This window comes from Streptomyces sp. NPDC051183 (genome assembly GCF_040682455.1).
Lineage (GTDB): Bacteria > Actinomycetota > Actinomycetes > Streptomycetales > Streptomycetaceae > Streptomyces.
This window is the reverse complement of sequence record NZ_JBFBBA010000017.1, coordinates 32547-59487: the sequence shown is the minus strand read 5'-3', so window position 1 is coordinate 59487 and position 26941 is coordinate 32547. Positions and strand designations below refer to the sequence as shown.

The 26941-nt window shown below is 72.8% G+C and carries 23 protein-coding genes and 1 pseudogene; 14 read left to right on the top strand and 10 right to left on the bottom strand.

What is annotated here, in order from left to right; translation table 11 throughout:
* Positions 1-13 precede the first annotated feature (13 nt).
* The 7 genes from AB0M99_RS17195 to AB0M99_RS17165 all read left to right on the top strand — a co-directional run bounded on the left by AB0M99_RS17195 (position 14) and on the right by AB0M99_RS17165 (position 8146).
* Positions 14-1243, top strand: coding sequence for a SidA/IucD/PvdA family monooxygenase (locus AB0M99_RS17195; RefSeq protein WP_365921106.1), 1230 nt, complete (start codon positions 14-16; stop codon positions 1241-1243).
* A complete protein-coding gene (locus AB0M99_RS17190) occupies positions 1240-1617 on the top strand; it encodes a cupin domain-containing protein (RefSeq protein WP_365921104.1) in 378 nt (125 codons plus the stop codon). Before AB0M99_RS17195 ends, AB0M99_RS17190 begins: the two co-directional genes overlap by 4 nt.
* The gene (locus tag AB0M99_RS17185; protein ID WP_365921102.1) at positions 1610-2713 is read left to right on the top strand and encodes an FAD-dependent oxidoreductase; all 1104 of its coding nucleotides are present in this window, start codon (positions 1610-1612) and stop codon (positions 2711-2713) included. Before AB0M99_RS17190 ends, AB0M99_RS17185 begins: the two co-directional genes overlap by 8 nt.
* Complete coding sequence (locus AB0M99_RS17180) at positions 2710-4341, top strand: class I tRNA ligase family protein (RefSeq protein WP_365921100.1); 1632 nt, start codon at positions 2710-2712, stop codon at positions 4339-4341. The genes AB0M99_RS17185 and AB0M99_RS17180 overlap by 4 nt, the downstream gene beginning before the upstream one ends.
* Positions 4338-5603, top strand: coding sequence for a hypothetical protein (locus AB0M99_RS17175; protein WP_365921098.1), 1266 nt, complete (start codon positions 4338-4340; stop codon positions 5601-5603). The genes AB0M99_RS17180 and AB0M99_RS17175 overlap by 4 nt, the downstream gene beginning before the upstream one ends.
* Entirely contained in the window at positions 5596-6876 is a 1281-nt protein-coding gene (locus AB0M99_RS17170) for an MFS transporter (RefSeq protein ID WP_365921096.1), read from the top strand. Before AB0M99_RS17175 ends, AB0M99_RS17170 begins: the two co-directional genes overlap by 8 nt.
* Before the next feature lie 70 nt (positions 6877-6946).
* Positions 6947-8146 (top strand): low specificity L-threonine aldolase, encoded by a 1200-nt coding sequence (locus AB0M99_RS17165; RefSeq protein WP_365921094.1) that lies wholly within the window; start codon positions 6947-6949, stop codon positions 8144-8146.
* Positions 8147-8267: 121 nt separating this feature from the next.
* Here the strand turns inward: AB0M99_RS17165 and AB0M99_RS17160 are convergent, their stop codons facing one another.
* Positions 8268-9233 (bottom strand): pirin family protein, encoded by a 966-nt coding sequence (locus AB0M99_RS17160; RefSeq protein WP_365921092.1) that lies wholly within the window; start codon positions 9231-9233, stop codon positions 8268-8270.
* A 129-nt stretch (positions 9234-9362) separates the two neighbouring features.
* Between AB0M99_RS17160 and AB0M99_RS17155 the strand changes: the two genes are divergently transcribed.
* The 6 genes from AB0M99_RS17155 to AB0M99_RS17130 all read left to right on the top strand — a co-directional run bounded on the left by AB0M99_RS17155 (position 9363) and on the right by AB0M99_RS17130 (position 13646).
* The gene (locus AB0M99_RS17155) at positions 9363-9713 is read left to right on the top strand and encodes a tetratricopeptide repeat protein (RefSeq protein ID WP_365921090.1); all 351 of its coding nucleotides are present in this window, start codon (positions 9363-9365) and stop codon (positions 9711-9713) included.
* Positions 9714-9790: 77 nt separating this feature from the next.
* On the top strand, positions 9791-10987 hold the full coding sequence (locus AB0M99_RS17150; RefSeq protein WP_365921276.1) for a methyltransferase: 1197 nt from the start codon (positions 9791-9793) through the stop codon (positions 10985-10987).
* A 28-nt stretch (positions 10988-11015) separates the two neighbouring features.
* Positions 11016-11759 (top strand): MerR family transcriptional regulator, encoded by a 744-nt coding sequence (locus tag AB0M99_RS17145; protein WP_365921088.1) that lies wholly within the window; start codon positions 11016-11018, stop codon positions 11757-11759.
* Positions 11760-11962: 203 nt separating this feature from the next.
* Positions 11963-12520 (top strand): DUF6230 family protein, encoded by a 558-nt coding sequence (locus AB0M99_RS17140; RefSeq protein ID WP_365921274.1) that lies wholly within the window; start codon positions 11963-11965, stop codon positions 12518-12520.
* The gene (locus AB0M99_RS17135; protein ID WP_365921086.1) at positions 12511-12999 is read left to right on the top strand and encodes a DUF6114 domain-containing protein; all 489 of its coding nucleotides are present in this window, start codon (positions 12511-12513) and stop codon (positions 12997-12999) included. Before AB0M99_RS17140 ends, AB0M99_RS17135 begins: the two co-directional genes overlap by 10 nt.
* Positions 12996-13646 (top strand): hypothetical protein, encoded by a 651-nt coding sequence (locus tag AB0M99_RS17130; protein WP_365921084.1) that lies wholly within the window; start codon positions 12996-12998, stop codon positions 13644-13646. Before AB0M99_RS17135 ends, AB0M99_RS17130 begins: the two co-directional genes overlap by 4 nt.
* Before the next feature lie 75 nt (positions 13647-13721).
* Here the strand turns inward: AB0M99_RS17130 and AB0M99_RS17125 are convergent, their stop codons facing one another.
* Positions 13722-16478 carry a penicillin acylase family protein gene (locus AB0M99_RS17125; RefSeq protein WP_365921082.1) on the bottom strand — a complete coding sequence of 919 codons (2757 nt, stop codon included), beginning with the start codon at positions 16476-16478 and terminating at the stop codon, positions 13722-13724.
* 143 nt (positions 16479-16621) lie between these two features.
* Between AB0M99_RS17125 and AB0M99_RS17120 the strand changes: the two genes are divergently transcribed.
* Positions 16622-16954: a DUF2087 domain-containing protein gene (locus AB0M99_RS17120; protein WP_365921080.1), complete on the top strand. Its 333-nt coding sequence runs from the start codon at positions 16622-16624 to the stop codon at positions 16952-16954.
* Here the strand turns inward: AB0M99_RS17120 and AB0M99_RS17115 are convergent.
* From AB0M99_RS17115 to AB0M99_RS17080, 8 genes and pseudogenes are all read right to left on the bottom strand, one after another.
* Positions 16927-17691, bottom strand: a complete 765-nt coding sequence (locus AB0M99_RS17115) for a metallophosphoesterase (RefSeq protein WP_365921078.1) — start codon at positions 17689-17691, stop codon at positions 16927-16929. The genes AB0M99_RS17120 and AB0M99_RS17115 overlap by 28 nt on opposite strands.
* A gap of 41 nt (positions 17692-17732) precedes the next feature.
* Positions 17733-18266: a hypothetical protein gene (locus AB0M99_RS17110; protein ID WP_365921076.1), complete on the bottom strand. Its 534-nt coding sequence runs from the start codon at positions 18264-18266 to the stop codon at positions 17733-17735.
* Positions 18267-18280: 14 nt separating this feature from the next.
* The gene (locus AB0M99_RS17105) at positions 18281-20344 is read right to left on the bottom strand and encodes a SpoIIE family protein phosphatase (protein WP_365921074.1); all 2064 of its coding nucleotides are present in this window, start codon (positions 20342-20344) and stop codon (positions 18281-18283) included.
* A gap of 368 nt (positions 20345-20712) precedes the next feature.
* Positions 20713-22146: an NAD(P)/FAD-dependent oxidoreductase gene (locus AB0M99_RS17100; RefSeq protein ID WP_365921072.1), complete on the bottom strand. Its 1434-nt coding sequence runs from the start codon at positions 22144-22146 to the stop codon at positions 20713-20715.
* A 40-nt stretch (positions 22147-22186) separates the two neighbouring features.
* Positions 22187-22588, bottom strand: a pseudogene (locus AB0M99_RS17095) (thioredoxin family protein); the annotation flags it as partial.
* A 66-nt stretch (positions 22589-22654) separates the two neighbouring features.
* The gene (locus tag AB0M99_RS17090; RefSeq protein ID WP_365921070.1) at positions 22655-24094 is read right to left on the bottom strand and encodes an aldehyde dehydrogenase family protein; all 1440 of its coding nucleotides are present in this window, start codon (positions 24092-24094) and stop codon (positions 22655-22657) included.
* 199 nt (positions 24095-24293) lie between these two features.
* Positions 24294-25511 carry a thiolase family protein gene (locus tag AB0M99_RS17085; RefSeq protein ID WP_365921068.1) on the bottom strand — a complete coding sequence of 406 codons (1218 nt, stop codon included), beginning with the start codon at positions 25509-25511 and terminating at the stop codon, positions 24294-24296.
* A gap of 171 nt (positions 25512-25682) precedes the next feature.
* Entirely contained in the window at positions 25683-26660 is a 978-nt protein-coding gene (locus AB0M99_RS17080; protein ID WP_365921066.1) for a LacI family DNA-binding transcriptional regulator, read from the bottom strand.
* Positions 26661-26941 lie beyond the last annotated feature (281 nt).

Sequence of the window (26941 nt, the reverse complement as noted above, 5' to 3'; positions counted from 1 at the left end):
GGCGGACCCCACCATGAACACACACATACTCGACTACGCGGCCGTCGGCATCGGCCCCGCGAACATGAGCCTCGCCGCGCTCGCGCATCCGGTCGAAGGGCTGCGCGGCGCCCACCTGGAACGCCGCGAGAGCTTCTCCTGGCACCCCGGGCTGCTGCTGCCCGAGGCCACCCTCCAGGTCTCGCTGCTCAAGGACCTGGTGACGCTGGTCGATCCGTCCAGTCCCTTCTCGTTCCTGTCGTTCCTCGCGAGCGAGGGCCGGCTCTACCGGTTCCTGGCCGCGGATTTCCCGGCCGTCCTGCGCCCCGAGTTCAACCAGTACCTCCAGTGGGTGGCCGCGCGGCTGCCGAGCCTGACGTTCGGGGCGGACGTACGGAGCGTGGACTTCCACGACGGGGCCTTCCACCTCCGCACCGGCGAACAGGAAGTGACGGCGCGTCATCTCGTGCTCGGCACCGGGCTCACCCCGTCCGTCCCCGAGCCGTTCCGGCCCTTCCTCGGCCCCACCGTCTTCCACTCCGGGGAGTTCCTGCTGCGGGCCCCCGAGGTGACCGGTCGGCGGGTCGTCGTGGTCGGCGGCGGTCAGAGCGGCGCGGAGATCGTGCGCCACCTGGCGGCCGGCGCGGACCCGGAGAGCATCACCTGGGTCAGCCGGCGCTCGTCGTTCCTGCCGATGGACGACTCGCCGTTCGCCAACGACCTCTATACGCCGGACTACGTACGCCGCTTCCACGCGCTGCCGGCCGACCACAAGGCCCGGCTCCTGGAGCGGCAGAAGTACACCAGCGACGGCATCGACCTCCAAGTCCTCCAGGACATCTACCGGTTGAGCTACCGCGACGAGTACATCGAGAACAACCCCGGCAGGCTGCGCTTCATGGCGGACTGCGCGGTCACCGCGATCGAGGGCGGCCCCGACGAATGGAAGCTCGCCGTCGAGTCCTCGGGCCCGGACGAACCCGCCGTGCTCGCCGCCGACATCGTGATCCTGAGCACCGGATACGCCTACGCGCTGCCGGACTTCATGGCTCCGCTGGACGCGCGGCTGCGGCGGGACGGCGGGATGCTCGTCGTCGGCGACGACTTCTCGGTCGCGTGGGACGGGCCTGCGGAGAACCGGATCTACCTCCAGAACGGCGCCCGGCACTCCTGGGGCGTCGCCGATCCCAATCTCAGCCTGCTCGCCTGGCGCAGCGCGGTCATCCTCAACAGCATTCTCGGTGAGACGAGGTATTCGGTATGACCACCCGTCAGGTCCCGCAGTTCCAGGCCGAGGCGGTCGGCGCCCTGGTCCCCTTCGCTCCGACCGAGGTGGAACCCGACGGAGTGACCGTCGCCGAGGCCGACTTCGCCCGCTCGGTCTTCCCCGGCGTGCCGTTCAAGGCGGCCCGCTTCACCGTGCCGCCGGGCGGGACCAGCTCGCCCGACCAGCACGCGGTCCAGGAGATCTGGGTGGTCCACGCCGGATCCGGCACCCTGGAAGTGGACGGCGAACGGTCACTCGTCGGGCCCGGTTCCCTGTTGGGCTTCGCCTCGCAGGCCGTCCACGAAATCTTCGCCGACCAGGGCGAGGAACTGGTCATCTACTCCTTCTGGTGGTCGGCGCCCGATGAGTGAGCGCACCACCGGGACCGGTGAGGCGCCCCACTACGACCTCGCCGTCGTCGGCGCGGGCGCGGTCGGCGCCCTCGCCGCGTACTACGCCGTGCGCCGGGACCCGGGCCGCCGCGTCGCCGTGATCACGCACGCCGGAAGGGGGGCGGGCGCGACCCGGCTCTCGGCCGGGTTCGACACGCCCACGGGGCACAACCCGGCCCAGCGCGCCCTGGCCGCCCGCAGCACCGCGCTCTTCGACGAGCTCGCCGCCGGACTCGGCGACGCCGGACGCGCGCCGGTCGACGTCCGCTGGCTGGTGGCGCGGGAGAACACGGCCGCGCTCGACGCGACCATGGCCGACGGCGGCCGCACCCGCCCGGTCACCGGGGAGCAGCGGGCCCTGCTCGACCGGACGTTCCCCGGGCTCGCCCACGGCGACGACGAAGTCCTGCTGGCGACGGGCCCCATGACTGCGGGTCAGCCGCAATGGCTCACCGACCGGCTCCTCGACGAGGTCCTCGGCCGCCCGGACAACACCCTCCTGGAGGGCTTCCGGGTCGCCGAAGTACGCCGTACGGGTGGGCGCGTGGAACTGGTCGCCGCCGACGGCAGCCGCATCACCGCCGCCAAGGCGGTCCTCGCACCCGGCCCCTGGGTCCTCGACGGCCCGGTGGCGGCGGCGGCCCGCGAGCGCGGGGCCCGGGTCAAGAAGGTGGTGGCGTTCCACATCATGACGCCGCCCCCGCCGGGCGCCCCGGCACTCGTCATGGAAGACGCCGACGCCTTCCTGCTGCCCCACCGCCCCGGCGGCCACTGGATCTTCAGCATCACCTCGCCCGACTGGGACCGCGGCCCCGACGAACCGCTCGCCATCGACGCCCGCGACCGGGAACTCGCCCGAGCCCTGCTCGCCCGGCACGTACCGGGATTCCTGCCGCACCTGCTCGGCGGCCGGGTCTTCAGCGACTGCTTCACCCCCGGCCATCTGCCGATCGTGGACACGGTCGGCGACGACGACGTGGTCATGGCCATCGGCGGTTCCGGCTCCGGCTACCGACTCGCCCCGGCCATGGCCGAGGACGCACTGAACCTGCTCGACAGGAGAACACGAACATGAGCCTGCTGACCGGAGGCACGCACACCCCCCGGCACTACCTCCTGGTGCCGCCCGAGGCCACGCCCAACGGGCCCCTGCACCTCGGCCACATCGGCGGCCCCTTCCTGTGGTCGGACATGATCGCGCGGCATCTTCGGGTCCGGGGCGACCTGCCGTTGGTGATCACCGGCAGCGATGTGTACGAGTCGTACGTGACGCTCAGGGCGCACGCCGAGGACTCCACGCCCGGCGAGGTCGCCGCCCGCTACGGACAGCGCATCCAGGACGACTTGGCCGCGCTGCGCATCGGCGTCGACGCGTTCATCGTCCCCGATCAGCAGCCCTGGCGGGAGCAGTTCGAGCAGGAGGTCGCCGCCTCCATCGAGCGTCTCACGGCCCGCGGCGCGGTGCTGACGCGCACCGAGCGCGTGCCCCACTGCGCGGCGTCGGACCGTTGGGTGGTGGGCGGCTGGCTCCAGGGCCGCTGCCCCGAGTGCGGTGCGGGCATCGCCAGTTACTTCTGCGAGGAGTGCAGTGCGCACTTCCTGCCCGAGTCGGTCGTCGAGCCGCGCCCCCTGCTCGACGAGGGGCCGCTGACCTGGCGGGAGATCTCCAGCCTCTTCCTGCGGCTGCCGGATCGCGACCTCCTGGACGCCACGCTCGTGGACCTGGGCGTCGCCGACCGCTACCGGGCGACCGTGGCGCGCTTCCTGGAGCGCGACGGCCTGACCGTACGGCTGAGCGCCCCGCAGACGTGGGGGCTTCCGCTGCCCGCGGCCGAACCCGATGTGCCTCGCGCCCTCTTCCCGTACGCCGGGATCTTCATGTTCGCCCGCCTCGCCGGCGCCGTCCACGGCCGGCTCTCCGGCACCGGCGTGAACGCCTTCGATCCGGACTCCGGGGTCACCACCATCACCACCCTGGGGATCGACAACGTGATCCCCACCCTGGTCTCGATCGTCGGCACCAGCCTGCTGCACGGCGACATGAAGCCGTACGACCGGTGCCTGATCAACCACTTCTACCAGCTGGCCGGGCGGAAGTTCTCCACCAGCGCCCGGCACGCCATCTGGGCGGCGGACATCGCCGCGTCGCCCGCGATCGGCGTGGACACCGTCCGGTACTACCTCGCCGGGGCCGATCTGGAGTCCGGGGCGGCGAGCTTCGAGACGGCGGACTTCCTTCACACGGCGAACGCCACGCTCGCCGACGGCCTCGGCAAGCGGATCGACGCCGCCTGGAGCCGGCTGCCCGAGGGGCCGCCGCAGGCGCCCGCCCCGGCCGTCGCCGACCTCCTGGAATCCCTGCTCGCCGAGCAGTCCGCGGCGCTCGACGGCACCCGTGTCTCGACCCGGCGCGCGGTCCGGGCGCTCGACCGCTGGTGCGCCGACGACGCGGTCGCCCACGCGGCCGAGGACGGCGCCTACTGGTGGCTCAAGGGCCTGTCCCTGCTGGCGTTCCCGGTGATGCCGGACCTCGCCGAGCTCGTCTGGCAGCGCCTCGGCGGCGCCGGAGAGCCCCGCGCGGCGGCCTTCCTCGCCAGGACCCCGGCCCACCGGGACCTGCCCGCGCCCGGCTTCGGCCGGGTGAGCGCCGCCGATCTCGACGCCTGCCTGCCCGACACCCTGCGACCGGGAGCGGACTCGTGACCGACCCGACCACACCGCTGTACGTCGTCCTCAACCGCTCCGGCGACGAGTTCGGCGAATACCACCGCTTCCTCGACGGCCACCCCTGCCGGACGGTGTACCTCACCACGCCCGGAGGGCTGCCCGCGCTCGACCAGGACGGGGCGACCGAGGTCCATGTGTGCGACAGCCTCGCCCACGACGACCTGCTGCCCCTCGTACGGGAGATCGCGGACCGGCACGGCACGCCCGAGGCCGTCTTCGGCCAGTCCGAGTACGACATCCTGACGGCCGCCCGGCTCTCGGCCGCACTCGGCGTCCCCGGCGGCTACGGTCTCGACCTCGTCGAGCGGTTCAAGGACAAGCCCGCCATGAAGAGCGCGGTGGGCGCGGCCGGACTGCGGGTTCCCCGGTTCCTGCGCCTCGACGACGCGCCCTCGGCGGAGGCGGTCGCGGGCGCGCTCGGCGGTCTGCCGCTGGTCCTCAAGCCGCGCGCCGCGGCGGGCTCCCAGGGAGTCACGGTCGTCCACAGCACCGACGAACTGCGCGACGCACTGGGGGGCGTCGACCCCGAGGCGTACGAGTGCGAGGAGTACGTCGAGGGGGACATTTTCCACGTCGACGGCGTCCGCCGCTCGGGCCGCCTCCACTTCGTCACCGCTTCCCAGTACGTCCACACCTGCCTGGACTACGCACACGGCCGCCCGCTCGGCTCGGTCCTGCTCGACCCGGGCCCCGAGCGCGACGAGCTCACCACGTTCGCCGACCGCTGTCTGAGGGCGCTCGGGCTGCGCGACGGCGCGTTCCATCTGGAGGCGATCCGGCGTCCGGGAGGCGAGCTGGTGTTCCTGGAGGTCGGGCTGCGGCCGGGCGGCGCGCAGGTGCCGTTCCTGCACGTCGACCTCTACGGCATCGACCTGTTCGCCGAGGCGTTCCGGGCGGCCCTGGACCTGCCCCCGCTGTGGCAGCCGTCCGAACCGGCCGAGCCCCGGGCCGGCGGCTGGCTCATCTACCCCGCTCCGCGCGAGCTGCCCGGACGGGTCGTCGCGCGCACCTCGCCCGGGCCGGCCGTCCCCGAGGTCTACCACGAGGAACTGCCCGAGATCGGCCAGGTCATGACCGGGCCCGGCAGCTACGACGAGGGCTGCGGGATCTTCCGGTTCCGGGGGCGGAGCGCCGCCGCGGTGCGCGCCGCCGTGCACACCGCGATGGAGGTGTACGGGCTGCGGACCGAGCGGGCCGAGCGGGCCGAGGGGGCCGAGGGAGCTGAGCCGCGTGGCTGAGGCGCGCCGGTACGGCGCCGTGCTGCGCGCGTGGTTCCGGGAGACCCTTCCGGCCGCCGGGAACGCGCGCAGACTCGGCGTTCTCACGCTCATCCAGTCCCTGGGGCTCGGGGTGTTCCTCACCTCCAGCGCCGTGTTCTTCACCCGGACCATCGGCATCCCCGCCCAGCGCGTGGGCCTCGCCCTGTCGGTCGCCGGGCTCTGCGGCCTGGTCTGCACCGTGCCCATCGGCCGTCTCGCGGACCGGCTCGGCGCGGGCCGGGTGCTCACCGCCAACTTCCTGCTCGCGGCCGTCGGCTTCACCGCGTACTGCCTGGTGGACGGCTTCGCCGCGTTCCTCGTGGTCGCCTGCGCCATCGCGGTCCTGGAGACCTCGGCGGGCGCGCTCCAGGCGTCGCTCACCGACGCGCTGGTGGGCGAGGCGGATCGGGTCAAGGTGAGCGCGCAGATGCGCAGCCTGTTCAACCTGGGCTTCCTCGGCGGCGCCGCACTGGCCGGAGCCGCCATCGCGGCCGGCACCTCGACCGCCCTGTACGCCACGGTGCTCGCCAACGCCGCCCTCCAGTTGGTCTCCGTCGCCGTGCTGCTCGGGATGCGGCTGCCCGGGGGCGCCGGGCCCCGTGCCACCGCCGCCGAGGCGCCGGGCGGGGTGCTGCGCAGCGCCGCGCTGCGGGACGTGCGCTATGTGGCGGTCGCGCTGGTGTGCGGCGCCCTGGAGCTGTACCACCCGCTGCTGACGGTCGGTCTGCCGCTGTGGATCGTCACCGGCACCGACGCGCCCGCGATCCTGGTGTCGGGACTGCTGATCCTGGACACCGTCCTGGTGCTGTTGTTCCAGGTCGTGGTCAGCAAGGGCGCGCGCACCCCGGCGGGAGCGGCACGTATGCTGCGCTGGGCGGGGTGGGCACTGGGGGCGTCCTGCCTGGTCTTCGCGGTGAGCGGGGGGCACGGCGCGCTCCTGGACAGCGCGGCCCTGCTGGGCGGCACGCTGGTGCTCGTCCTCGGCGAGCTGTACCAGGCGTCGGCGAGCTGGGGCCTGTCCTTCGGGCTCGCCCCGGCGGGCCGGCAGGGGGAGTACCAGGCGGTGTTCTCCCTGGGGCGCGGGCTCCAGCAGTTCGCCGGGCCGTGGCTGATGACCTCCCTGGTCGTCGGCGCGGCGGCAACCGGCTGGCTGGTCATCGCGGCGCTCTTCGCCCTGCTCGGGCTCGCCGCGCCGCCGTTGGTGCGCGGCCTGGAGAAGGCCCGCGCGCGGACGGAGCCGGCGCCGGTCTGAGCGGACCGGCCGGCGCCCGTCCGGATCACATGTGTCACACCCATACGACAGAAACAAGTAAGCGAGCACCATGACCGTACAGCGACGACACGACCCGGACGAGCGCGGCTTCGCCAGCGACAACTACGCGGGTGCGCACCCCGAGATCCTTGCGGCGATCGCCCTGGCCAACGGCGGCCACCAGGTCAGCTACGGCGCCGACGTCTACACCGAGCGCCTCCAGGAAGTGGTGCGCGGCCACTTCGGCCCCACCGCGCACGCGTACCCGGTCTTCAACGGCACCGGCGCGAACGTGGTCGCCCTCCAGACCATGCTCGACCGCTGGGAGGCCGTGGTCTGCGCCGAGTCGGCCCACGTCAACGTCGACGAGGGCGGGGCGCCCGAGAAGGTCGCCGGGATCAAGCTGCTGACGGTGCCCGCATGGGACGGCAAGCTCACCCCCGAGCTGATCGACCGTCAGGCATGGGGCTTCGAGGACGAGCACCGGGCCCGCCCCAAGGTCGTCTCGATCGCCCAGTCCACCGAGCTCGGCACCTGCTACACGCCGGACGAGATCCGTGCGATCTGCGACCACGCGCACGACCTCGGCATGCTCGTCTACCTGGACGGCGCCCGGCTCGCCAACGCCGCCGCCACCCTGGGCGTGTCCCTGCGCGAGATGACCACCGACGTCGGCGTGGACGTCCTCTCGCTCGGCGGCACCAAGAACGGGCTGCTCTTCGGCGAGGCGGTGATCGTGCTCAACGAGGACGCGGTGCGCGGCATGGCCCACCTGCGCAAGACGAGCATGCAGCTGGGCTCCAAGATGCGTTTCATGTCGGTGCAGTTCGAGGCGCTGCTCGGCGGCGACCTCTGGCTGCGCTCGGCGGCCCGCTCCAACGCGATGACCCAGCGGCTGTACGAGGCGGTGCGCGACCTTCCGGGCCTGGAGATCGCCCGCCCGGTGCAGGCCAACCAGATCTTCGCCGTCCTGCCTCCGGCCGTCACCGAGCGCCTCCAGAAGCGTTTCCGCTTCTACACCTGGGACGAGCAGGTCGGCGAGGTCCGCTGGATGACCTCCTTCGACACCACCGAGGACGACGTGGACGCGTTCGCGGCGGCGATAGCGGAGGAGCTGGCGGCGGAGCGGGGCGAGGGGCCGGCGGGCGCGCTGACCACGGCCGAGCGCGAGGAGCTGGTGCAACTGCGCCGCAAGGTCCGCGAGATGGAAGAGACGATCGAAGCGCTGGGGAAGGCACCCGCCTTCTCCGCGAACCGCAAGACGAAGTAGCCGCCGGCGGAAGCCCGGGGGGTCGGGCGAGCGCCCCGACCCCCCGGGCGGTTCCGGTTCCCACTGCCCGGCAGCACGCTGCGGGCGTCACACCCGGCCCGGGCCCGCACCGAGCAGCAGGTCAGCGCACCCTCCCCCGCGGCTTCAGGTGCGTCGGTGGCAGCTCCGGGGCGGGGATCGGGGGGCCGTCGTAGCCCTTGACCTCGCCGTAGCGGGTGCCGCTCGTCCAGTCCGCGCGGAACTGCTCGATCTCCTCGTGGGAGCGCCCGATCCAGTTCCAGAACATGACGATCTCCTCCTCGAACGGCTCGCCGCCCAGGAGCATCAGGCCCGCGTCCGAAGCCGCGCGCAGCGGGAGGTCGGTGCGGCCGCAGCCGAGGTAGAGCATCGAGCCCGGGAGGACCGGGACGCCGTCGACGTGGGCCTCGCCCGACATCGACAGGACCGCGTACTCGAAGTCCGGGTCGAGCGGGAGCCGGGTCTCGGTGCCCGCCGCGAGGGCGAGGTCCGCGCCGACGATGGGGCTGTACGCCGTACCGGGCGAGGTGGCCGTGTCCAGGGTGCCCAGGATCACGGTGGCGGTCAGGCCGGGGGCCGTGACCTGCGGCAGCTCGGCGTGGTGCTGGAAGTGCGGCTCCACGTCGCGGTGCGCGTCGGGGAGGGCGACCCACAGCTGGGCGCCGTGCAGGAAGCGGGCGTGCGTGCGCGGGCTCTCCTCGGAGTGGCTGATCCCTCGCCCGGAGGTCATCAGGCCGAGCTCGCGCGGGCGGACCGTCGCCAGGCTGCCCACGCTGTCGCGGTGCAGGACCTCGCCCTCGTGCAGCCAGCTCACCGTCTGGAGGCCGGAGTGCGGATGCGGGGCGACCTGCATGCCGGGCTCTCCGGCGATGTCGTCCGGGCCGTAGTGGTCGACGAAGCACCAGGCGCCCACCATGCGGCGGCCCAGGTTCGGCAGGAGTCGGCGGACCTCGGTGGATTCCCCCAGCTTGACCGTGCGCGGGCTGAGGAGCTCCCGTACGGGTTCGGCCACGACGAAACCGCGGCCGCCGCAGGCGGAGAGAGCGGGCTGGCGATCGAGATTGCTCATGGCGCCCAACTTAGCCCCGCCACCGCCCCCGCGTTCCGTGGAATGTTCAGCCCGACCGGCGTGTTGGAGCGAGCGGACAGCACCGGACGCACCGTCCGGGCGCGCCACCCGAACGGCGGAAGGGACGCGATGAGCACGCCGACGACCTACTTCGAGCACGGGACGGCGGCCGAGCGCTGGGCGCGGGCCCTGCTCTTCTTCGACGCGAAGGAGTACACGACGGCCGCCCGCATCCTCGACCCGCTGGCCGACGAGGTCCCGGAGCAGCTCGCGACACGGCTGCTGCTGGCCCGCGCCTACTACCACTCCGCCCAGCTCACCCGCGCCGAGCGCGAGCTGCGCGCCATCCTGGAGCGCTGGCCGGTGGAGGACTACGCACAGCTGATGCTCGGCCGCACGCTGCAGCGCCGGGGCCGCGCGGCCGAGGCCGGCCCGTACCTGCGGATGGCCGCCGCCATGGTCGGCGAGTTCCAGGACTGAACCGGTGGGCGGTCCCCGGCCCCGCTCATGCGGGACCGGGGCACCCGCTCGGTTAGCCTGGGGGCAATATGAACCGTCTGACCACGCCCTTCGGCTCCTACGAGCTCACCCGCTTCCCCCAGGACCCGCGCGACCGGCTCCGCGCCTGGGACGCCGCCGACGAGTACCTGCTGCGCCATCTCGAATCCGGTACGGGAGACCGCGGCCCGGTGGACCTGGCCGGCGCCGGGCAGATCACCGTGGTCGGGGACCGCTGGGGGGCGCTGACGACTGCGTTGTCCGCGTACCACCCGACGCAGATCACCGACTCCTCGCTGAGCCGCTCCGCCACCGCCGCGAACCTGGACCGTGCCGGGATCGGGACCGCCAAGGACACGGTGACGCTGCTCACCACGCAGGACGCGCCGCCCGAGCGGATCGACGTACTCCTCGTCCGGGTGCCCAAGAGCCTGGCGCTGCTGGAGGACCAGCTGTACCGGCTGGCCCCGCACGTGCACGCCGGGACCGTCGTCGTGGGCACGGGCATGGTCAAGGAGATCCACACCTCCACTCTGCGGCTCTTCGAGAAGATCCTGGGCCCCACCAAGACCTCGCTCGCCGAGAAGAAGGCCCGGCTGATCTTCTGCACGCCCGGGAACCCCGGGGCCGTGCACCCCACGACCCCCGGGCCGTGGCCGGTGACGTACACGGTGGACCAGGAGGCGGGGTCGGGATCCGGCCTGACGGTCGTCAACCACGCCGGGATCTTCTGCGCCGACCGCCTCGACGTCGGCACCCGCTTCTTCCTGCAGAGCATCCCGACCAACACCGATGGGGCCCGGGTCGTGGACCTGGGCTGCGGCAACGGCATCGTCGGCACGGCCGTCGCGGTGGCGGACCCGGACGCCGAGGTCATCTTCACGGACGAGTCGTACCAGGCGGTGGCCTCGGCCGAGGCCACGTACCGCGCCAACGTCCAAGGACGCCTGGACCGTGCGGAGTTCCACGTCGGAGACGGCGTGGCGATGCTCCCGCCGGGTTCGGTGGACCTGATCCTGTGCAACCCGCCGTTCCATTCCCATCAGGCGACCACCGACGCGACGGCGCTGCGGATGTTCGCGCAGTCGCGCAAGGCGCTGCGGCCGGGCGGCGAGCTGTGGGTGGTAGCGAACCGCCACATGGGCTATCACACCCACCTGAGGCGCCTCTACGGCAACAGTGAAGTCGTCGCGAGCGAGCCGAAGTTCGTGGTCCTGCGCGCGGTCAAGCGCCGGGAGCAGCAGCGCCCCATGTGACCTGCCAGTACGTCCTACACTCGGCCGGATGAGCAACAGCACTGACAGTCCTGGTCGCTACCGCCGGGAGGACGTGGCCCGGGCGGCCGGGGTGAAGGTGCGCAACCTGCGCTACTACCAGGAGCGCGGGCTGCTGCCGCCGCCCCGGCGCGAGGGCCGGATCGCCTGGTACTCCGACGACCACCTGGTCCGGCTCCGGCTGATCAGCGACCTTTTGGGCCGCGGCTACACGGTCAACGGCATCGCGGAGCTGCTCGCCGCCTGGGAGCAGGGTGGCGGGATCTCCCAACTCCTGGGGCTGGAGCGGGAGATGACCCGGGACTGGGAGCACGAGGAGCCGGTCACGATGACCCGGGCCGAACTGCGCGAGCTGTTCGGCCCGACGGTCACCGCCGATGACACCCGGCGCGCGGCCGAGCTGGGCTACGTACTGGTCGACGGGGACCGGGTCACGCATCGGAGCCGGCGGCTGCTGGAGGCGACGCTCGCGCTGGTACGGGCGGGCGTGCCGCTCGCGGCGATCCTGGACGCGGGGGACTTCGTACAGACTCAGGCGGCCGCGCTCGCGGACCGGTTCGTGGCGCTGTTCCGGCTGCACGTGATCGGCCCGGAGGGGCTGGAGCGACTTTCGGCCGCGCAGCTTCGGCACATCACGGAGGCGGTGGCGGCGCTGCGCCCGGTGGCGGGCGAGGTCGTGGCCACGGAGTTCGCGCGGGCCATGGCCCGGCGGGTGGACGCGGAGGTCGCCGAACTCCTGCGTACGGAGCAGTAGGAGTCGGCCGAAAGGGCACGCTCGAACAACCTTGCCAACCCCCATTGGCACTCTTACATTCAACTCGTCGGTAACAACGGTGCACAGCCGATTAAAGGGTTGATCTCGTGACAGATGCCCCGAACCCGAACTTACCCGATTCCACCGAGCCTTCCGGGCCCCCCGGCGGCACGGGCCGCGTCCGCTGGCGCAGGTTCGCCGTCCTGACCGTGCCCGCCGTCGCCGTGACCGCGGGTCTCGGCATCGCCCTCGCCCAGGGCGCGCTCGCCGCCTCCTTCGCCGTCTCGGGCCAGCAGTTCAAGGTGTCGGCGAAGAGCCTGGAGGGCGAGGGCTTCGCCCAGTACGGCAGCGTCGACGTCAACGCCCGCGAGGAGCTCATCCCCGTGGCCGTCACCGCCATCCGCGAGGCGAAGCTCAACAGCCTCTGCCAGTCGGTGGTCACCACCCTGCCCATCATCGGCGACATCTCGCTCAACCTCACCGCGGGCAACAAGAGTCCCGTCGAGGCGAGCAACCTGTTCGTCGACGCGACGCAGCTCTCCGGCGACGCGGTCTTCACCAACATCGAGATCGGGCGCGACGCCTCCACCCTCGACAAGGGCCCGACTGAAGCCGTGGGCATGCAGGACCTGTTCGCCCAGCAGGCGGACACCGTCAGCATCACCGATCTCCGCCAGACGGCCTGGGCGACCAACGCCGGCACCTTCAAGCTCTCCGGGCTGAGCATGAACATAGCCAAGGGCAAGAAGGAATGCTTCTGAGCCGCTGGCGGCGGTGGCGGCGCAGCAGGCCGTTCTGGGGCGGGCTCCTGGCCATCCTCGCCGGGGCCGAGATCTGCGCCCTGCCGCTGGCGCCGCTGAAGATCATGCTCCAGCAGGGAGTGGCCGGGATCCCGTCCGTCCTGATGGGCATCGTCATGATCGTGCTCGGTCTCACCGCCTGGTTCTCGCCCCAGCAGCGCAGCCTGGCCGGGGTCCTCACCACGCTGATCGCCACCGCCGCGCTGGTCCTGTCGAACCTCGGCGGGTTCCTGATCGGCACCCTGCTCGGCATCCTCGGCGGCGGCCTGATGTTCGCCTGGCAGCCGTACGCCACCCCGCGCGCCTCCGCCGAGCGGGACCCGGAAGCGCCCCCGACCACCGCACCCGCCACGCTCACCGCCACACCCGCCGCACCGCCCGCATCCGCCACACCCGCCTCCCCCACCCCGCACCACGATCCCCAAGGAGCACAGCCATGAGCCGTTCGCGCACCGCGCTCGCCCTCGGGATGGCCGCCGCCGGAGCCCTGACGCTGGCCTCGGTCTCCGCCACCGCGGCGCCGTTACCCCAGGCCGGGTCGACCACCGTCACCCCGGCCGGGCACGCCTTCAGCGCCACCCTCAGCGGGAAGGCCACTCTCAAGGCCGGATCGGTCACGGTGACCTGCTCGGTCTCCGTCGCCACCGGCACGGTGCCGGCCGCCCCGGGCAACCAGAACGCGTCCGGGCCGGTCTCCTCGCCGATCTCGCCGCCGACGTTCAGTTCCTGTACGGCCAGCCTGCCCGGCGTGACCCCCACGGTCACCACCAGCGGCCCCTGGACGGTGTCGATGCAGAACGGCTCCCCCATCGCCGCCACCATGGGCGTGCCGGTCGGCGGGCTCGTACTGAAGACGTCCGGGCTGGCCAGCTGTACCGTCGTCGCCGCGCCCACGGCCCCGGCCGGTGTCGGCGGGACCTGGACGAACGGCGCCCCGCCGAGCCTGGCCTTCACCAACGCCTCCGTGCCGGTCAAGGTCACCGGTGGTTTCGGCTGCCCGACGAGCGCGACCTCGTCCACCTTCAACGCCGTGTACAAGGTCACCGACACCACCGACCCGGCGCAGCAGATCACCGTCGGCCCCTGAGGCCCTCCCCCGCACGGCGGGGCCCGCCGGCCCCGGAGCGATCCGGGGCCGGCGGGCCCTTGCGCGCCCGAAGCCTCAGCGGTGTGCCGGGAACTCCACCACCTGCTGGTAGGTGGGCCGGTTCTGCCAGTTGACCAGCGGGTGCCCCAACCCGCCGACCGGACGCTGGACGATCGCGTCCGCGCACCACTGGTTGCCTGCCGCGCAGGTCCCGTCGGCCGGGTATACGGCCGCGGGGGTGGCGGCCGCCGCCTGCTTCAGCGTGGCGGCCATCGCGTCACGGCACGCGGAGAGCGAGCCGCCACCGCAGTAGACCTGGGACGGCGGCTCGGCCACCGGGCGGCCGAGCACCATGCGCAGGTCCTCGTCGGCGTAGCTCCACCAGCCGTACTGGAAGGCCGAGCCGGCATGCGAACCGGTGGGCCCGTGGCCCGCGTTGGGTGCCTCGTCGACGGTCAGCGAGGCGCGCAGGGCGTCGTAGAGCGGAGCTCCGAGACCCGGCTTGAACTCCGCCTCGATCAGCAGCGGCCACCAGGCGTCCATGATCCGGATGGCGTCCGCGTGGGCGTAGGTCTTCGAGCCCTGCGAGGTCTCCTTGCGCTTGGCGCCGGCCGCCTGCCACGCGGCGAGCTTGTCGATCGCCGCGGTCACCGCCGGGTCCCCGCCCGGGGCGCTGCGCAGCACCGCGAGCAGTTCGGGCAGCAGGTTCTCGGCGCGCAGGTCGGTGACGGCCGCTTCCGCCATGGCCCGGGTGAGCGAGGCGCGGGTGACCCCGCCCGCCGCGACGAGGGGCCGCACTCTCTTGTCGAGGAGGTCGCCGCGGTGGACGGCGCCCATCCCGAAGCCGGCCGCGCCGTAGCCCTTGGCCTGCTTGTTGTTCCAACTGATGTAGTAGTCCTGCCCGATGGACTGCGGGTGCTCGGCGGGCGGGGTGTAGTCGGCGGTGTTCGCGGCGGGGTCGAAGCCCTGCCACTCGTACTGCCGCTCGGCCCGCACCGGGAGGGCGGGGTCGACGCCGGCAGGGCGGACCGGGTTCGACCCGCTGTTGTAGTACGCCGCTTCGCGAGAGTCGGCGTAGAACCAGTTGAAGGCGTAGCCGATGTGCTGGGTCGCCTGCTGGAAGGTGCGGGCGTCCTTGACGTACGAGGGGTCGTTCAGCATCTGGAAGCCGATGATCGAGTCGGCTTCGTGGCGGTACGTGGAGCGCAGCGAGGTGTAGGCGACGGGCTTGGCGGCGACGGTGGCGCGGTGCGTGACGATGCCGTAGTTCGTGCGCCAGACCTGCATCCGGTAGGAGCCGTCGGGGGTGGGGTCTGCGACGGAGGACTTCCAGGCGTTGGTGTGCTCCAGCTTCTCCATGGGGGTGCAGGCGCCGCGGTACACGTACGAGGTGCTCGCCCTGGTGGGGGCGCCCCCGCCGGGCTCGCACAGTTCCACGGCGAAGGTGTCGGTGATGTCCTGGCCCGCGGAAGTGGCGCTCCAGGCGTAGTCCTGGCCGCGGCCGAGCTGGACGTACATGCTCACGCCCGCGAAGGAGGCGCCGCGGGCGCTGATGCCGGGGCCCTGGAGCTCCTGGAGCATAAGGAGTTGGGGCGCGAGGTAGCCGGTCTGCGGGCCGAACACGGCCACGGGGTGGCCGCTCGCGGTCTTCGCTCCGGAGACGAGCAGGGCGTTGGACATGCTCTGCTTGACGGGCTTCGGCGGGTTGGCGGCGGCCGCGGTGGCCGCCGCGCCGGTACGGTCGTACACGAGCGGCTCGGCGGTGACCGATCCGGCGTCGGGCAGCGCCGCGCCCTGCGGGTTCGCGGGCTTCTGGGCGTAGGGGAAGCTCGTGCCGTCGTGGACGGTCAGGACGGCCTCGGGGTCCTCGCGCTGGCGGAAGGACTCCCAGACACGGGTCCCCTCCTCCAGCCCGTACTTCTGCTGCGCGGCGAGCAGGGAGAGCGCGGCCTGCACCTCGCCGCCCCCGCCGCCGCCGAACAGGCCTCCGACGACGGAGGCGAGGGCGATCAGGTCGGTGATCTTGAAGGGCTGGATCTCACCCGCGTTGGTGATGGAGTTGATGTGGCCGGTGAGCACGTACTCGCCGGGGAAGTAGCGGCCGTTCTTGGACTGGGTGCGGTAGGTGTTGATGCCGTCGATGTAGGCCTGCGCGTCCTCCATCGCGAGGCGCCCGCGCTCGCCCTCGGTGGTGCGGATCCGGTCGACCTGGGCCTGGAGATCGGCCTCGGTGTACGGGGCCTGCGGCCAGAACTGCTGCTCCAGGCCCTGGTTGGCGAGGGCCCCGCCGGCGAAGGGGGTGAGGTCGCCGCGTCCGACGTGGCGGAAGAGGTCCATCTGCCAGAGCCGGTCCTGGGCCGCGGCGTAGCCCGCGCCGAAGGAAGTGCCGTAGCGGGTGGTGCCCTTGATGTGCGGGACGCCCGTCTTCTTGTCGCGGGTGATGGTCACGTCCGGGCGCGGACTGGCGGTGGACTCGACCTGGTCGCCCGGGACGCCGAAGGAGGCGTCGTTGAAGAAGTCGTTCACCTTGGCGTCGGTGAGGCCGGGGTAGCTCGCCACCAGGGAGTCGTAGCGGGCGAGTTGGTCGGAGGCATGGCCGGGCATCGTGCCGAAGGCCTGGTGCAGGAGGATCTGCGCGAGGGTGGCGTTGCCGTTCTGGCCGGGCGGCAGGATGTCGCTGCACCGGTTGCCGCAGTAGTCGGCGACGGGGAGCGGCACCGGGGTGTCGCCCGGGGCGGCGGAAGCGGGCGCGAGGGGGGAGAGCAGGGCGGCGCCGAGGGCGACCAGTGCGGTGGCCACGGCTGTTCCGAGGCGGGCGGTGGGACGTCGCATACGTGCTCCTCCGTGGGGCAGGAACCGGGTCACGGGGAGGGTACTGGCACGACTACCACTCAGTAAGGTGAGCGACCGTCACTTTTCGGGGTCCCTGGAAATTCCGTTGCCCTGGGCGAGGCCGCCGGGTGAAGCTCGCAGGCATGTCACAGAGCACCGATCACCATCAGCCGTCCGAATCCTGCGTGAACGTCACCGCGGAACGCCCCGCCACCTCCCGCGGCGTGTCCGACCTCTTCTCCGGCGGCCGCCTCATCGCGATCCCGCGCAAGGCCGCCCGGCGCGAGCAGTTGCTCGCCCACCTCACGCATACCCTCTTCGCGACCGACCGCGACTACTCGGAGCCCGAGGTGAACGACGCCCTGCGCACGGTGCACGAGGACTGCTCGGCACTGCGCCGCTATCTGATCACCTCGGGCCACCTCACCCGGACCCGGGACGGCAGCAGCTACCGGCGGGCGACGACCACCCGGTAGTGCGTGGTCAACCTCCCGTCGTCGCCCAGTACGTGGAAGGCGACCACCGGCGGCTCGTCGAGGTGCACGTACTCGCTCGCACCGGCCGCCGCCTCCCAGGGCAGCTTGCACGTGGACACCACACCCGGCGCCACGAGCAGCGGCCGCCCGGCGAAAGTGGTCGCCGCACCCGTGTGGGCGTGCCCGCACAGGAACGCGGTCAGGTGCGGGTGCCGCTCGGCCAGCGCCGCCAGCCGCTCCTCGCCGAACTGCCGGACCCTGTCGACGTACGGGATGTGCAGCGGAACCGGCGGGTGGTGGAAGGCCACCAGGACCGGCACGTCGCGCGGCGTCCCCTCCAGTACCGCGTCCAGCCGGCTCAGCGTGGAGTCCTCCAGGAAGCCCCGGTGCTCGCCGGGCACGGAGGAGTCGCACGCCGCGAGTACGAAGCCGTTCCCGCGCAGCACCCGGTCGACCGGGGCCCGGGACGCCTCCCGCTCCCCCAGCAGGCCCCGCCGGAAGGCCGCGCGGTCGTCGTGGTTGCCGGGGCACAGGGCCAGGGGATGGCGGGAGTCGAGGATCTTGCGGGCCTCCTCGTACTCGGCGGCGGTCGCGTGGTCGGTTATGTCGCCGCTGACCAGCACGGCGTCGAGGTCGTACGGGAGCCCGTCCAGGTACTCCATGACGGCGCGGGTGCGCCCGGCGGCCCGGCTACCGCCGTCGAGATGGGTGTCACTGAGGTGGGCGATCACGATCACGAGTGGTGACTCCGTTCATCACTGTCGGTGTGTCACTGGTCCTACTGGTCCTGCCAGTAGAACAGCAGCGAGTGAACGTCCAACGGGTCGCGCCTGCCGAAGCAGTAGACCCCCAGCCCGGTGACATGGACCGCGCCGAGCTCGGCGTCGATCCAGCGGAAGCCGGCCGACTCGAGGGCGCGGCGGACGGCCGGATTCTCGTCGTGATCGGCGGCGAACCGGCCGAGGGTGCTGATCCACACCTCACCCTCACCCTCGCTCTCGCTCTCGCTCTCGCTCTCGCCGTAGCCGATCACGTCGTACGTACCGTCCCCCTGCCGGTCGGCCTCTCCGCAGGAGACCGGCGCCTTCGGAGCGAGCCCCGCGGCGGTGAGCGCGGCCACGGCCCGCAGTAGCTGCTCGGCGTGGTCGAAGGCCGGCGGCGCCTCGGCGACACAGTCGCGCAGCCGCTCTGGATCGGTCAGGAGCGTGTGGGCGAGGTGGGCGACGCCCCGGTCGGGGTCCGCGAGCGCGTCGGCCACGTCCTCGCCGGCGCGGTGGCGCATCCGGACGCCGAAGGCGCGGCAGGCGTGCATGGTGCGGTTGTGCTCTACGGGGAGCGGTGGACGCGGGCGAGGACGAGAACCGTGTCGTCGGTCGGCGGGGTGGGCAGCAGGCTCGCCAGGATGCGGTCCGCCATTTCTTCCAACGGCCCCGGGGATCCACCCAGTTCGGCGCGCAATGCTTCCAGGCCGGCCTCGATGTCCCGGCCGCGCGCCTCGATGAGGCCGTCGGTGTACAGGGCGAGGGTCGCGTTCCCGGGGAGTTCGATCTCGGTCGTCCTGAAAGGGAAGCCACCGACGCCGAGGGGAACTCCCAGGACTTCGTCGATGGTCTCCACCGTGCCGTCCGGCCGGAGTATCAGGGGCGGGGGGTGGCCGGCGCCGGCGATGCGGGCGCGGCCGGTCTTCGGGTCGTAGACGATGTACAGGCACGTCGCCAGCTCGATGCCGGCCTCCTGTGCGCATGCGTCGAGCTCGGTGAGCAGGTCGGCGGGCTCGCTGTCGTGCCTGGCCAGGGCCTTGGTGGTGATGCGGAGACGGCCCATGGAGGCGGCAGCCGACACTCCGTGCCCCATCACGTCGCCCACCACGAGAACGACCCGGCCGTCGGGCAAGTTGATCACGTCGTACCAGTCGCCGCCGACCTCGGTGATCCGGCTGCCGGGCACGTACCGGTGGGCCACGTCCACGTACGGGCTGGTCGCCAACGCGCTGGGCAGCAGGGCCCGCTGCAGGGTGAGGGCGATGTCCTGGACGCGGCTGTACAGACGGGCGTTGTCCAGGCAGATCGCAGCGCGTGAGGCGAGCTCACCGGCAAGGCTGACATCGTCCCGGGTGAAGGCCGGCCGGTCCCGGGACCGGCCGAACATGGCGATTCCCTGGACGGTGCCCCTGGCGACGAGCGGGGCGACGAGGACGCAGGCCAACCCGCTCTCGGCGAAGAGTCGTGCGCGTGACTCGATGAGCACGGTCCGGGCCAGGAACTCCTCGTTCACCACGGCGGAGATGGCACGGCCGGTCCTCAGCATGTCGTGGATGACGGAGCCGGGCGGATACCGCACTTTCTCCACTCCGCTCACGAGCTCGGTGGCCGGCGGGGGCAGGATCGTCCCGGAGGCGATCCGGCGGGTGAACAGCGGCCGCGCCGGGTCAAAGACCTCCGCCTCGTCCATCCATTCCACGACTTCGACCACGGCGCCGTCGCAGAAGTCCGGCATCGACGCGTCGACCAGCTCCTGAGCCGTGAGGTTCACGTCCAGCGTGGTCCCGATGCGAGTGGAGGCCCCGTCCAGCAGAGCCAGCCGCCGACGGCTGGCGGTGGCCTCCAGGATGGCCTGTTCCCGGTCCGTCACGTCCACCATCAGCCCGCCCACTCCGGGGCGCGAGCCGACCGCCTGGCTCAGGGGGAAGAAGCTCACCGACCGTACTTGGTCACGGTCCGGATGCCCGCGCGGGCGCATACCCACCAGCGCCCCCACAACCGGTGCTCCGCCCAGGGCGACGGCCCGGAGCATGCGCTGGTACTCACCGCCGTCGGACATGACCATGACTTCGTCCATGCGCCGCCCGAGGTGCGCCTCGATCGCAAGGCCGTCCATGTCGGCGAGTGCCTGGTTGAGGTGGACGTACCGCAGGTCCGGGTCGAGCATCACCAGGCCGATGGGGCAGGTCGCGAAGAGGGCATCGAGGAAGGCGAGGTTGGTCTTGACCCGATCGAGCTCGCCGCTGCGGCTCGCCAGGATCATCACCACCGGGGGCCCGCCGGCTCCGGTCACGGAAAAGACCCGAAAACCGCATTCGAAGAATGTTCCGTCACGATGCCGTGCCGTCAGCCGCCCCCTCCAGTACCCGAGGGTCCGGCCCCGCTCCGTCAGCCGGGCGCAGGATTCGGAGCTGCTCCGATCGCCGTCGGCGAAGAGAACGGCGCCGGGCTTCGACAGGACGGCAGTGGAGTCGTACCCGAAGAGGTCCCGCGCGCCGGGCCCCCAGTAACAGATCGTGTCCCCGTCGTCGACACCGAAGACGGCCACGGGCACGTGCTCCAGCAGCGTCCCCGGCTCGGACCAGAACGGGCCGTGAACATTCTCGCCCCCCGGCAGAGCCGATGGCACGAGACGTCCCCTTCCACCCGCCGGTCCATCCATTATGCGGGCACCATCGGCGGCGCGCGGCGGAAGCGTGCCGTGGCGAAGACGGACCGTCGGCGGCGAGCAGCCTGATGCGCTGCGGCGCAGGTGAGCCGAGCGAGCAGGCCGCCTACCGGCGTGCCAGCGGTCGATGACGCGGGAGAGTTGCCGGAGGGGCTCTCGGCCGTCGCCACGGCGATGCCCGGGGAGCGCTCGCGGAGCCCGCCGCCGTGTCCGCGCCCACGAGCAGCATCGGGAAGCCGCGCGCGATGCCGGCTGGAGGCCGTCGGAGCCGCGGGCGGTGTCCACGAGGGCCGCGCCCGGTGCCACTCGTACGGTCAGGCCCGCGAGGGTCATAGCTGTCCCCGGTAGGCCTCCAGCAGCCTCAGCCAGACCTCGCTGATGGTCGGAAAGGCCGGGACCGCGTGCCAGAGCCGCTCGATCGGCACCTCCCCCGCGACCGCGATGGTGGCCGCGTGCAGGAGTTCGGCCGCGCCCGGGCCGACGAAGGTGGCGCCGAGCAGGATCTCTCGGTCGAGGTCCACGACCATGCGGGCCCGGCCGCGGTACCCGTCGGCGTACAGCCCGGCGCCCGAGACCTTGCCGAGGTCGTGGTCCACGGCGCGGACCCGGTGGCCCGCCAGCTCGGCCTCCGCGAGGGTCAGGCCCACGGCCGCGGCCTCCGGGTCGGTGAAGACCGCCTGCGGGAGGGCCTGCGCATCGGCGGTCGCCGCGTGGGCGCCCCAGGGGGCCGTGTCGAGCGGTGTACCGGCGGCGCGAGCGGCGATGGCGGCGCCCGCGATGCGGGCCTGGTACTTGCCCTGGTGGGTGAGGAGTGCCCGGTGGTTGACGTCACCGACCGCGTAGAGCCAGTCGTGTCCGGGGACGCGGCATCCGTCGTCCACCGCGATCCAGTCTCCGGGGGTCAGCCCGACGGTGTCCAGCCCGATGTCCTCGGTCCGCGGCGAGCGGCCGGTGGCCATCAGCAGTTCGTCGCCCTCCAGGCTCTCGCCGCCGGCCAGCACCACCGTGACCGGCCCGGTCGGCCCGTCCCGCACGACGGCCTCGACCTCGACCCCGGTACGGACCACCGCGCCGGCCTCGCGCAGGGCCTCGGCGACCAGTTCCCCGGCGAAGGGCTCCATGCGCGGCAGCAGCCGGGGGCCCCGTACGAGCACGGTGACCTCGGAGCCCAGGGCCTGCCAGGCCGTGGCCATCTCGGCGGCCACGACCGAACCGCCGACGATCAGCAGCCGGCCGGGCGACGCCTGCGCGGAGGTGGCCTCGCGGCTGGTCCACGGCCGAGCCCCGGAGATGCCGGGCAGCTCGGGGACCACGGCCCGGGTGCCGGTGGCGACGACCACGGCGTGCCGGGCGGAGAGCACGTGGTGCTCCCCCTCGGGGCTGGTGACGGCGACCTTGCGGACCCCGTACAGCCGGCCGTGGCCGCGGTAGACGTGCGCCCCGATGGAGTCCAGCCAGTCGACCTGACCTTCGTCCTTCCAACTGCCGGTCCAGTAGTCCCGGTGCGCGAACACCGCAGCCGTGTCCAGCGCCCCGCCGACGGCCCCGGCGAGGCCGGGCACCCGGCGCGCGTCGGCCCTGGCCAGGGCGGGGCGCAGCAACGCCTTGCTCGGCACGCAGGCCCAGTACGAGCACTCACCGCCGATGAGCTCGCTCTCGACCAGGGCCGTACTCAGCCCCGCGGCGCGGGTCCGGTCGACGACGTTCTCGCCGGCCGGCCCCCCGCCGAGCACCACCACGTCGTACTCCACGGCTCCAGTCATACGGGCCAGTGTCACCGGCGGCCGGGGGCCCGTCACGTACTCAGGCGTCCGGCGTGCCGGGGCCGGGGTCCTCGGGCTGCTGCTGCGCGGCGATCTTGGTTCGCACCTCGTCCATGTCCAGGGCGCGGGCCTGTGCGATCAGGTCCGTGAGCGCCGCCTCGGGCAGCGCGCCGGGCTGGGAGAAGATGGCCACCTGGTCCCGGACGATCATCAGCGTCGGGATCGAGCTGATCTGGAAGGCGCCGGCCAGCTCCTGCTGGGCCTCGGTGTCCACCTTGGCGAAGACCAGGTCCGGATTCGCCTCGGCGGCCTTTTCGTACACCGGGGCGAACTGCAGGCAGGGGCGGCACCAGCCCGCCCAGAAATCGATCAGAACGAACGGGTTTTCGCTCACCGTCTGATCGAAGTTCTCCTTGGTGAGTTCGACAGTAGCCACGGTTCTCCAGACCTCCTGAAATGCTGCTTGTGCTCCTTGAACGAACGACCCGCCCGCAGCATTCCTGGCGGGTCAGAACGGGTGACCGCCCGGCGCGGCGCGCACCGTGGTCCAGCGCAGCTCCGTGAAGGCGTCGAGGTTCGCCTCGCCGCCGAAGCGGGCGCCGGTGCCCGAGGCGCCGACCCCGCCGAAGGGGGCCACCGCCTCGTCGTTCACCGTCTGGTCGTTGATGTGGACCATGCCCGTCGGGATACGGCCCGCCAGATCCAGCCCGCGCGCCGCGTCCCGGGTCACGATCCCGAGCGCGAGACCGTACGGGCCGGCCGCGGCCAGCGCCGCCGCCTCCTCCTCCGTCGCGAAGGACCGTACGGGCGCCACCGGGCCGAAGACCTCCTCGGCGTAGGCGGGGGTGTCGTCCCCGACGCCCGCGAGCACCGTCGGACGGTAGAACAGGTCCCGGTGCGTGCCGCCCGCGACGAGCTTGGCGCCCTGCTCGGTACTGGCCTCCACCAGCGCGTGCACCCGCTCCAGCTGACCGGCGTCGATCAGCGGCCCCAGGTGCACCTGCTCGCGGTGCGGGTCCCCCACCGCCAGGGCCTCGGCCCGCGCGGCGAGCCGCTCGACGTACTCGTCGTACAGCGAGGCGTGCACGAGGTGACGGCCCGCCGTCATGCACACCTGGCCCTGGTGGAAGAAGGAGCCCCAGGAGGCCTGCGCCACGGCGGCCTCGACATCGGCGTCCCGGAGTACGACGAGCGCCGAGTTCCCGCCCAACTCCAGGTGCGCGCGGGTGAGGTGACGGCCCGCCAGCTCGGCCACGGAGCGGCCGCTCGCAGTGGATCCGGTGAACGAGACCACCCGGACCAGGGGGTCGGCGACGATCGCGGCCCCCGTCTCGGCCCCGCCGGGCAGCACCTGGAGCAGCCCGGCCGGCAGGCCGGCCGCCGCGAGAACGGCGGCGAGGGCGAGGCCGCCGCACACCGCGGTACGAGGGTCCGGCTTGAGCAGCACCGCGTTGCCGAGCGCCAGCGCCGGCGCGACCGAGCGGACCGCGAGGACCAGCGGGACGTTGAACGGGGCCACGACCCCGACCACCCCGGCGGGCACGCGCCGGGTGAAGGAGAGCCGGGGCTCCTCGCTCGGCAGCACCTGCCCGGCCGGGCGCGAGGCCAGTGCGGCGGCCTCGTAGCACTCCTGCGCGGCGACGTGGAGCTCGAAGGCGGCCTTGCCGGGGATCGACCCGGACTCCCGCACCAGCCAGTCCCGCAGCTCGTCGGCGTGTACGGAGAACAGGTCCCCGGCGCGGCGCAGCACGGCGGCGCGCTCCAGGTGGGTGGCCCGCGCCCAGTCCCGCTGCGCGGCCCGGGCCCGTACGGCGGCCTCCGCGACGTCGGCGGGGGCGGCCAGGTCGATGGTGGCCAGGGTGCGGCCGGTGGCGGGTTCGACGACCGGGGCGGTGCCGCCGGTGAGGGTGGGTCCGTCCTGCCAGAGCGTCGGATCGAGGAGTGGCATGGCGCGGGGCCTCCGGGTGGGGATGGGCGGGCATGGGGCGGGGGCGGCACGCGCCATCGTGCCAGACCGGAGGCGCCACTTCTGTTCAGTTATTGGGCAGTTGACGGTTCATCATGACTGGAAACGATCGACCGGGCGTGCGGATGCGCCCGGCCGTGCGGATGCGCCCGGCACGGACCGCACGCGCCCTGGACGGCCTTCAGCGTTCGAGAACCAGGGCGATGCCCTGTCCGACGCCGATGCACAGCGCCGCCATGCCCGTTCCGGAGCCCGCCGCCGCCAGCTGGTGCGCCACCGATCCGGCCAGCCGGGCACCCGAGGCGCCGAGCGGGTGGCCGATCGCGATGGCCCCGCCGCGCGGGTTGACGACCTTCGGGTCCAGCTCCGGCCACGCCGCGAGGCAGCCCAACGCCTGGGCCGCGAAAGCCTCGTTGAGCTCGAAGGCCGTCAGGTCGGCCAGACCTCGGCCGGCCTTGGCCAGCGCCCGGCCGACGGCCTCCACCGGGCCCAACCCGAAGAGCTGCGGCTCGATGCCGGTGACGGCCGACGCGCTGATCCGGGCCAGCGGCTCCCGGCCGGTGGCCGCCAGCCCCGCCTCGTCGGTCAACAGCAGCGCGGCGGCGCCGTCGTTGAGCGGGGAGGCGTTGGCGGCCGTGACCGTGCCGCTGCCGTCCGTCCGGAAGGCCGGCTTGAGGCGGGCCAGCGCCTCGGGCGTGGACCCCTCCCGGATGGACTCGTCCCGTACGAGGTCCACACCGGGGTACGCGACGACCTCGTCGTCGTACAGCCCGGCGGCCCAGGCGGCCGCGGCCTTGTGGTGGCTCTCCAGCGCGAAGGCGTCCTGCGCCTCGCGGGTGATGCCGTGCTTGTCCGCGATGAGCTCGGCACCCTCACCGAGGGAGCCGGTCCACTCGGCGGGCATGCGCGGGTTGGTCATCCGCCAGCCGAGGGTGGTGGACCACATCTGCTGGTGACCGGCCGGGAAGGCCCGTTCCGGCTTCTGGACCACCCAGGGGGCGCGGGTCATCGACTCGACCCCGCCCGCGATGGCGACGGAGGCGTCCCCGAGCGCGATGGCCCGGGCGGCCTGGATCACGGCCTCCAGGCCGGACCCGCAGAGCCGGTTGACGGTGACGCCGGGCACGGTCGCCGGCAGGCCGGCCAGCAGCACCGCCATCCGGGCCACGTCCCGGTTGTCCTCGCCCGCGCCGTTGGCGTCGCCGAAGACGACGTCGTCGATGCGGGCCGGGTCCAGTTCGGGCGTACGGTCCACGAGCGCGCGCACCACGTGGGCGGCCAGGTCGTCGGGCCGGACCCCGGCGAAGGCGCCGCCGAACTTCCCGATCGGGGTGCGGACTGCGTCGACCACGTAGACGTCGCGGACGGTGCGGACGTCGTGGACGGTGCGGATGCTCATGGGGGCTCTCCTGGGCGGATCCGTACGAGCGGCGGCGCCTCGGTACCGGTGTCGGCACCGGCAGACGCCCCCGGGCACGCCCGGTGGGGCGCGCCCGCAGTCTCCGTCCGGCCGTCACCCGCTGTCAACGGGCTCCTGCGGCGCCGGGTGGGGGCGGGGCAGCCGACCGGGTCAGGTCGATTCGCGGTGGAGGGCGACCGCCGCCATCAGGTCGTGGCGTTCGGTGACCTCGCCCGGCTCCCGGACCGCCTGGTCCACGAGGGACGCCAGGTGGTCACCGGTCGGCAGCTCGATCTGCACCGTGCTGAGCCGCGGCCGGAGCAAACGACCGATGAGCAGGTCGTCGGCCCCGATGACGGCGACGCCCTCGGGGATGCGCAGTCCCGCGTCGAGGAAGGCCCGCATCAGCAGCATCGCGTACTCGTCGTTGTACGCGAACACCGCGTCCAGGCCGAGCGAGCTCCAACGGGCCGCGAGCGCCGCCGCCGACTCCTCCGAGTACGCCATCGGGGGCGCCACCACCCCGGCTCCCGCGGCGGACCGGGCTCCCGCCAGCCGGGGCACGGAGAACAGCTCCAGGCCCTCCTCCTCGGGGACCACCACACCGATCCGCCGCCGGCCCCGCTCCACCAGGTGCGCGGCGGCCCGGACGCCGACCTCCGTCTGGTCCATGACCAGGGCGTGTGCCCCGGGGACGCTGGCCGGACCCATCGTTATCACCGCCCGGGCGCCTGCCCGCTTGAGCGTGGCGACGTTGTGCGCGGAGAGGGTGATCTCGCCGAGGGAGATCACCGCGACCGGCCGCAACTCGGCCCAGGCGCGCGCCGCCTCGTCACCGCTGAGGCCGAGGCTGCCGTACTGGACCACGGTGTAGTCGAGGCGGCGCAGGGCCCACTGGAGCTCGTTGAGGAAGGCGCTGTACAGCGGCCCGATGGGCACGTGGGAGGTGGGCAGCAGCACGATCCGGGTGTGCCCGGCGCGCAGGCTGCGGGCGGCGGCGTGCGGAACGTACCCGAGCTCCTCGGCGGCCTGGCGCACCTTGCGGCGGGTGGGCTCGCTGATGCGTACGGCCTCGGCGTTGTTCAGGACGTAACTGACCGTCGCGCGCGAGACGCCCGCCAGTCGGGCCACGTCGGCGCTGGTCGGCACGGGGGGCGGGGTGAGGGGCTGTGTTGGCCCCGCGGGCTGCTTCGGCGGCTTCGGCGGCTTCGATGACTGTGACATTGCGGTGGCATCTTTCCAGACCGGTTGCGCCCAGGGGCTAGCGGATGGCCGGAAACGAATGCTACACAGTGGTTACACGAGCCATTGACACGTGTAACCACTGGTCGTCACGGCGTCAGACCTCCCATCGGAGGTGCCTGCGCACGTGTCCAGCCGTGCCGCCGCCCCGTCGCGTTCCGTCGCACCCCCGCCGTCGCGACGGGGTG

Coding starts and splice junctions, on each gene's coding strand:
- AB0M99_RS17195 (WP_365921106.1), top strand. CDS start 14: ATGAACACACACATACTCGACTACGCGGCCGTCGGCATCGGCCCCGCG.
- AB0M99_RS17190 (WP_365921104.1), top strand. CDS start 1,240: ATGACCACCCGTCAGGTCCCGCAGTTCCAGGCCGAGGCGGTCGGCGCC.
- AB0M99_RS17185 (WP_365921102.1), top strand. CDS start 1,610: ATGAGTGAGCGCACCACCGGGACCGGTGAGGCGCCCCACTACGACCTC.
- AB0M99_RS17180 (WP_365921100.1), top strand. CDS start 2,710: ATGAGCCTGCTGACCGGAGGCACGCACACCCCCCGGCACTACCTCCTG.
- AB0M99_RS17165 (WP_365921094.1), top strand. CDS start 6,947: ATGACCGTACAGCGACGACACGACCCGGACGAGCGCGGCTTCGCCAGC.
- AB0M99_RS17160 (WP_365921092.1), bottom strand. CDS start 9,233: ATGAGCAATCTCGATCGCCAGCCCGCTCTCTCCGCCTGCGGCGGCCGC.
- AB0M99_RS17155 (WP_365921090.1), top strand. CDS start 9,363: ATGAGCACGCCGACGACCTACTTCGAGCACGGGACGGCGGCCGAGCGC.
- AB0M99_RS17145 (WP_365921088.1), top strand. CDS start 11,016: ATGAGCAACAGCACTGACAGTCCTGGTCGCTACCGCCGGGAGGACGTG.
- AB0M99_RS17135 (WP_365921086.1), top strand. CDS start 12,511: ATGCTTCTGAGCCGCTGGCGGCGGTGGCGGCGCAGCAGGCCGTTCTGG.
- AB0M99_RS17130 (WP_365921084.1), top strand. CDS start 12,996: ATGAGCCGTTCGCGCACCGCGCTCGCCCTCGGGATGGCCGCCGCCGGA.
- AB0M99_RS17125 (WP_365921082.1), bottom strand. CDS start 16,478: ATGCGACGTCCCACCGCCCGCCTCGGAACAGCCGTGGCCACCGCACTG.
- AB0M99_RS17120 (WP_365921080.1), top strand. CDS start 16,622: ATGTCACAGAGCACCGATCACCATCAGCCGTCCGAATCCTGCGTGAAC.
- AB0M99_RS17110 (WP_365921076.1), bottom strand. CDS start 18,266: ATGCACGCCTGCCGCGCCTTCGGCGTCCGGATGCGCCACCGCGCCGGC.
- AB0M99_RS17100 (WP_365921072.1), bottom strand. CDS start 22,146: ATGACTGGAGCCGTGGAGTACGACGTGGTGGTGCTCGGCGGGGGGCCG.
- AB0M99_RS17090 (WP_365921070.1), bottom strand. CDS start 24,094: ATGCCACTCCTCGATCCGACGCTCTGGCAGGACGGACCCACCCTCACC.
- AB0M99_RS17085 (WP_365921068.1), bottom strand. CDS start 25,511: ATGAGCATCCGCACCGTCCACGACGTCCGCACCGTCCGCGACGTCTAC.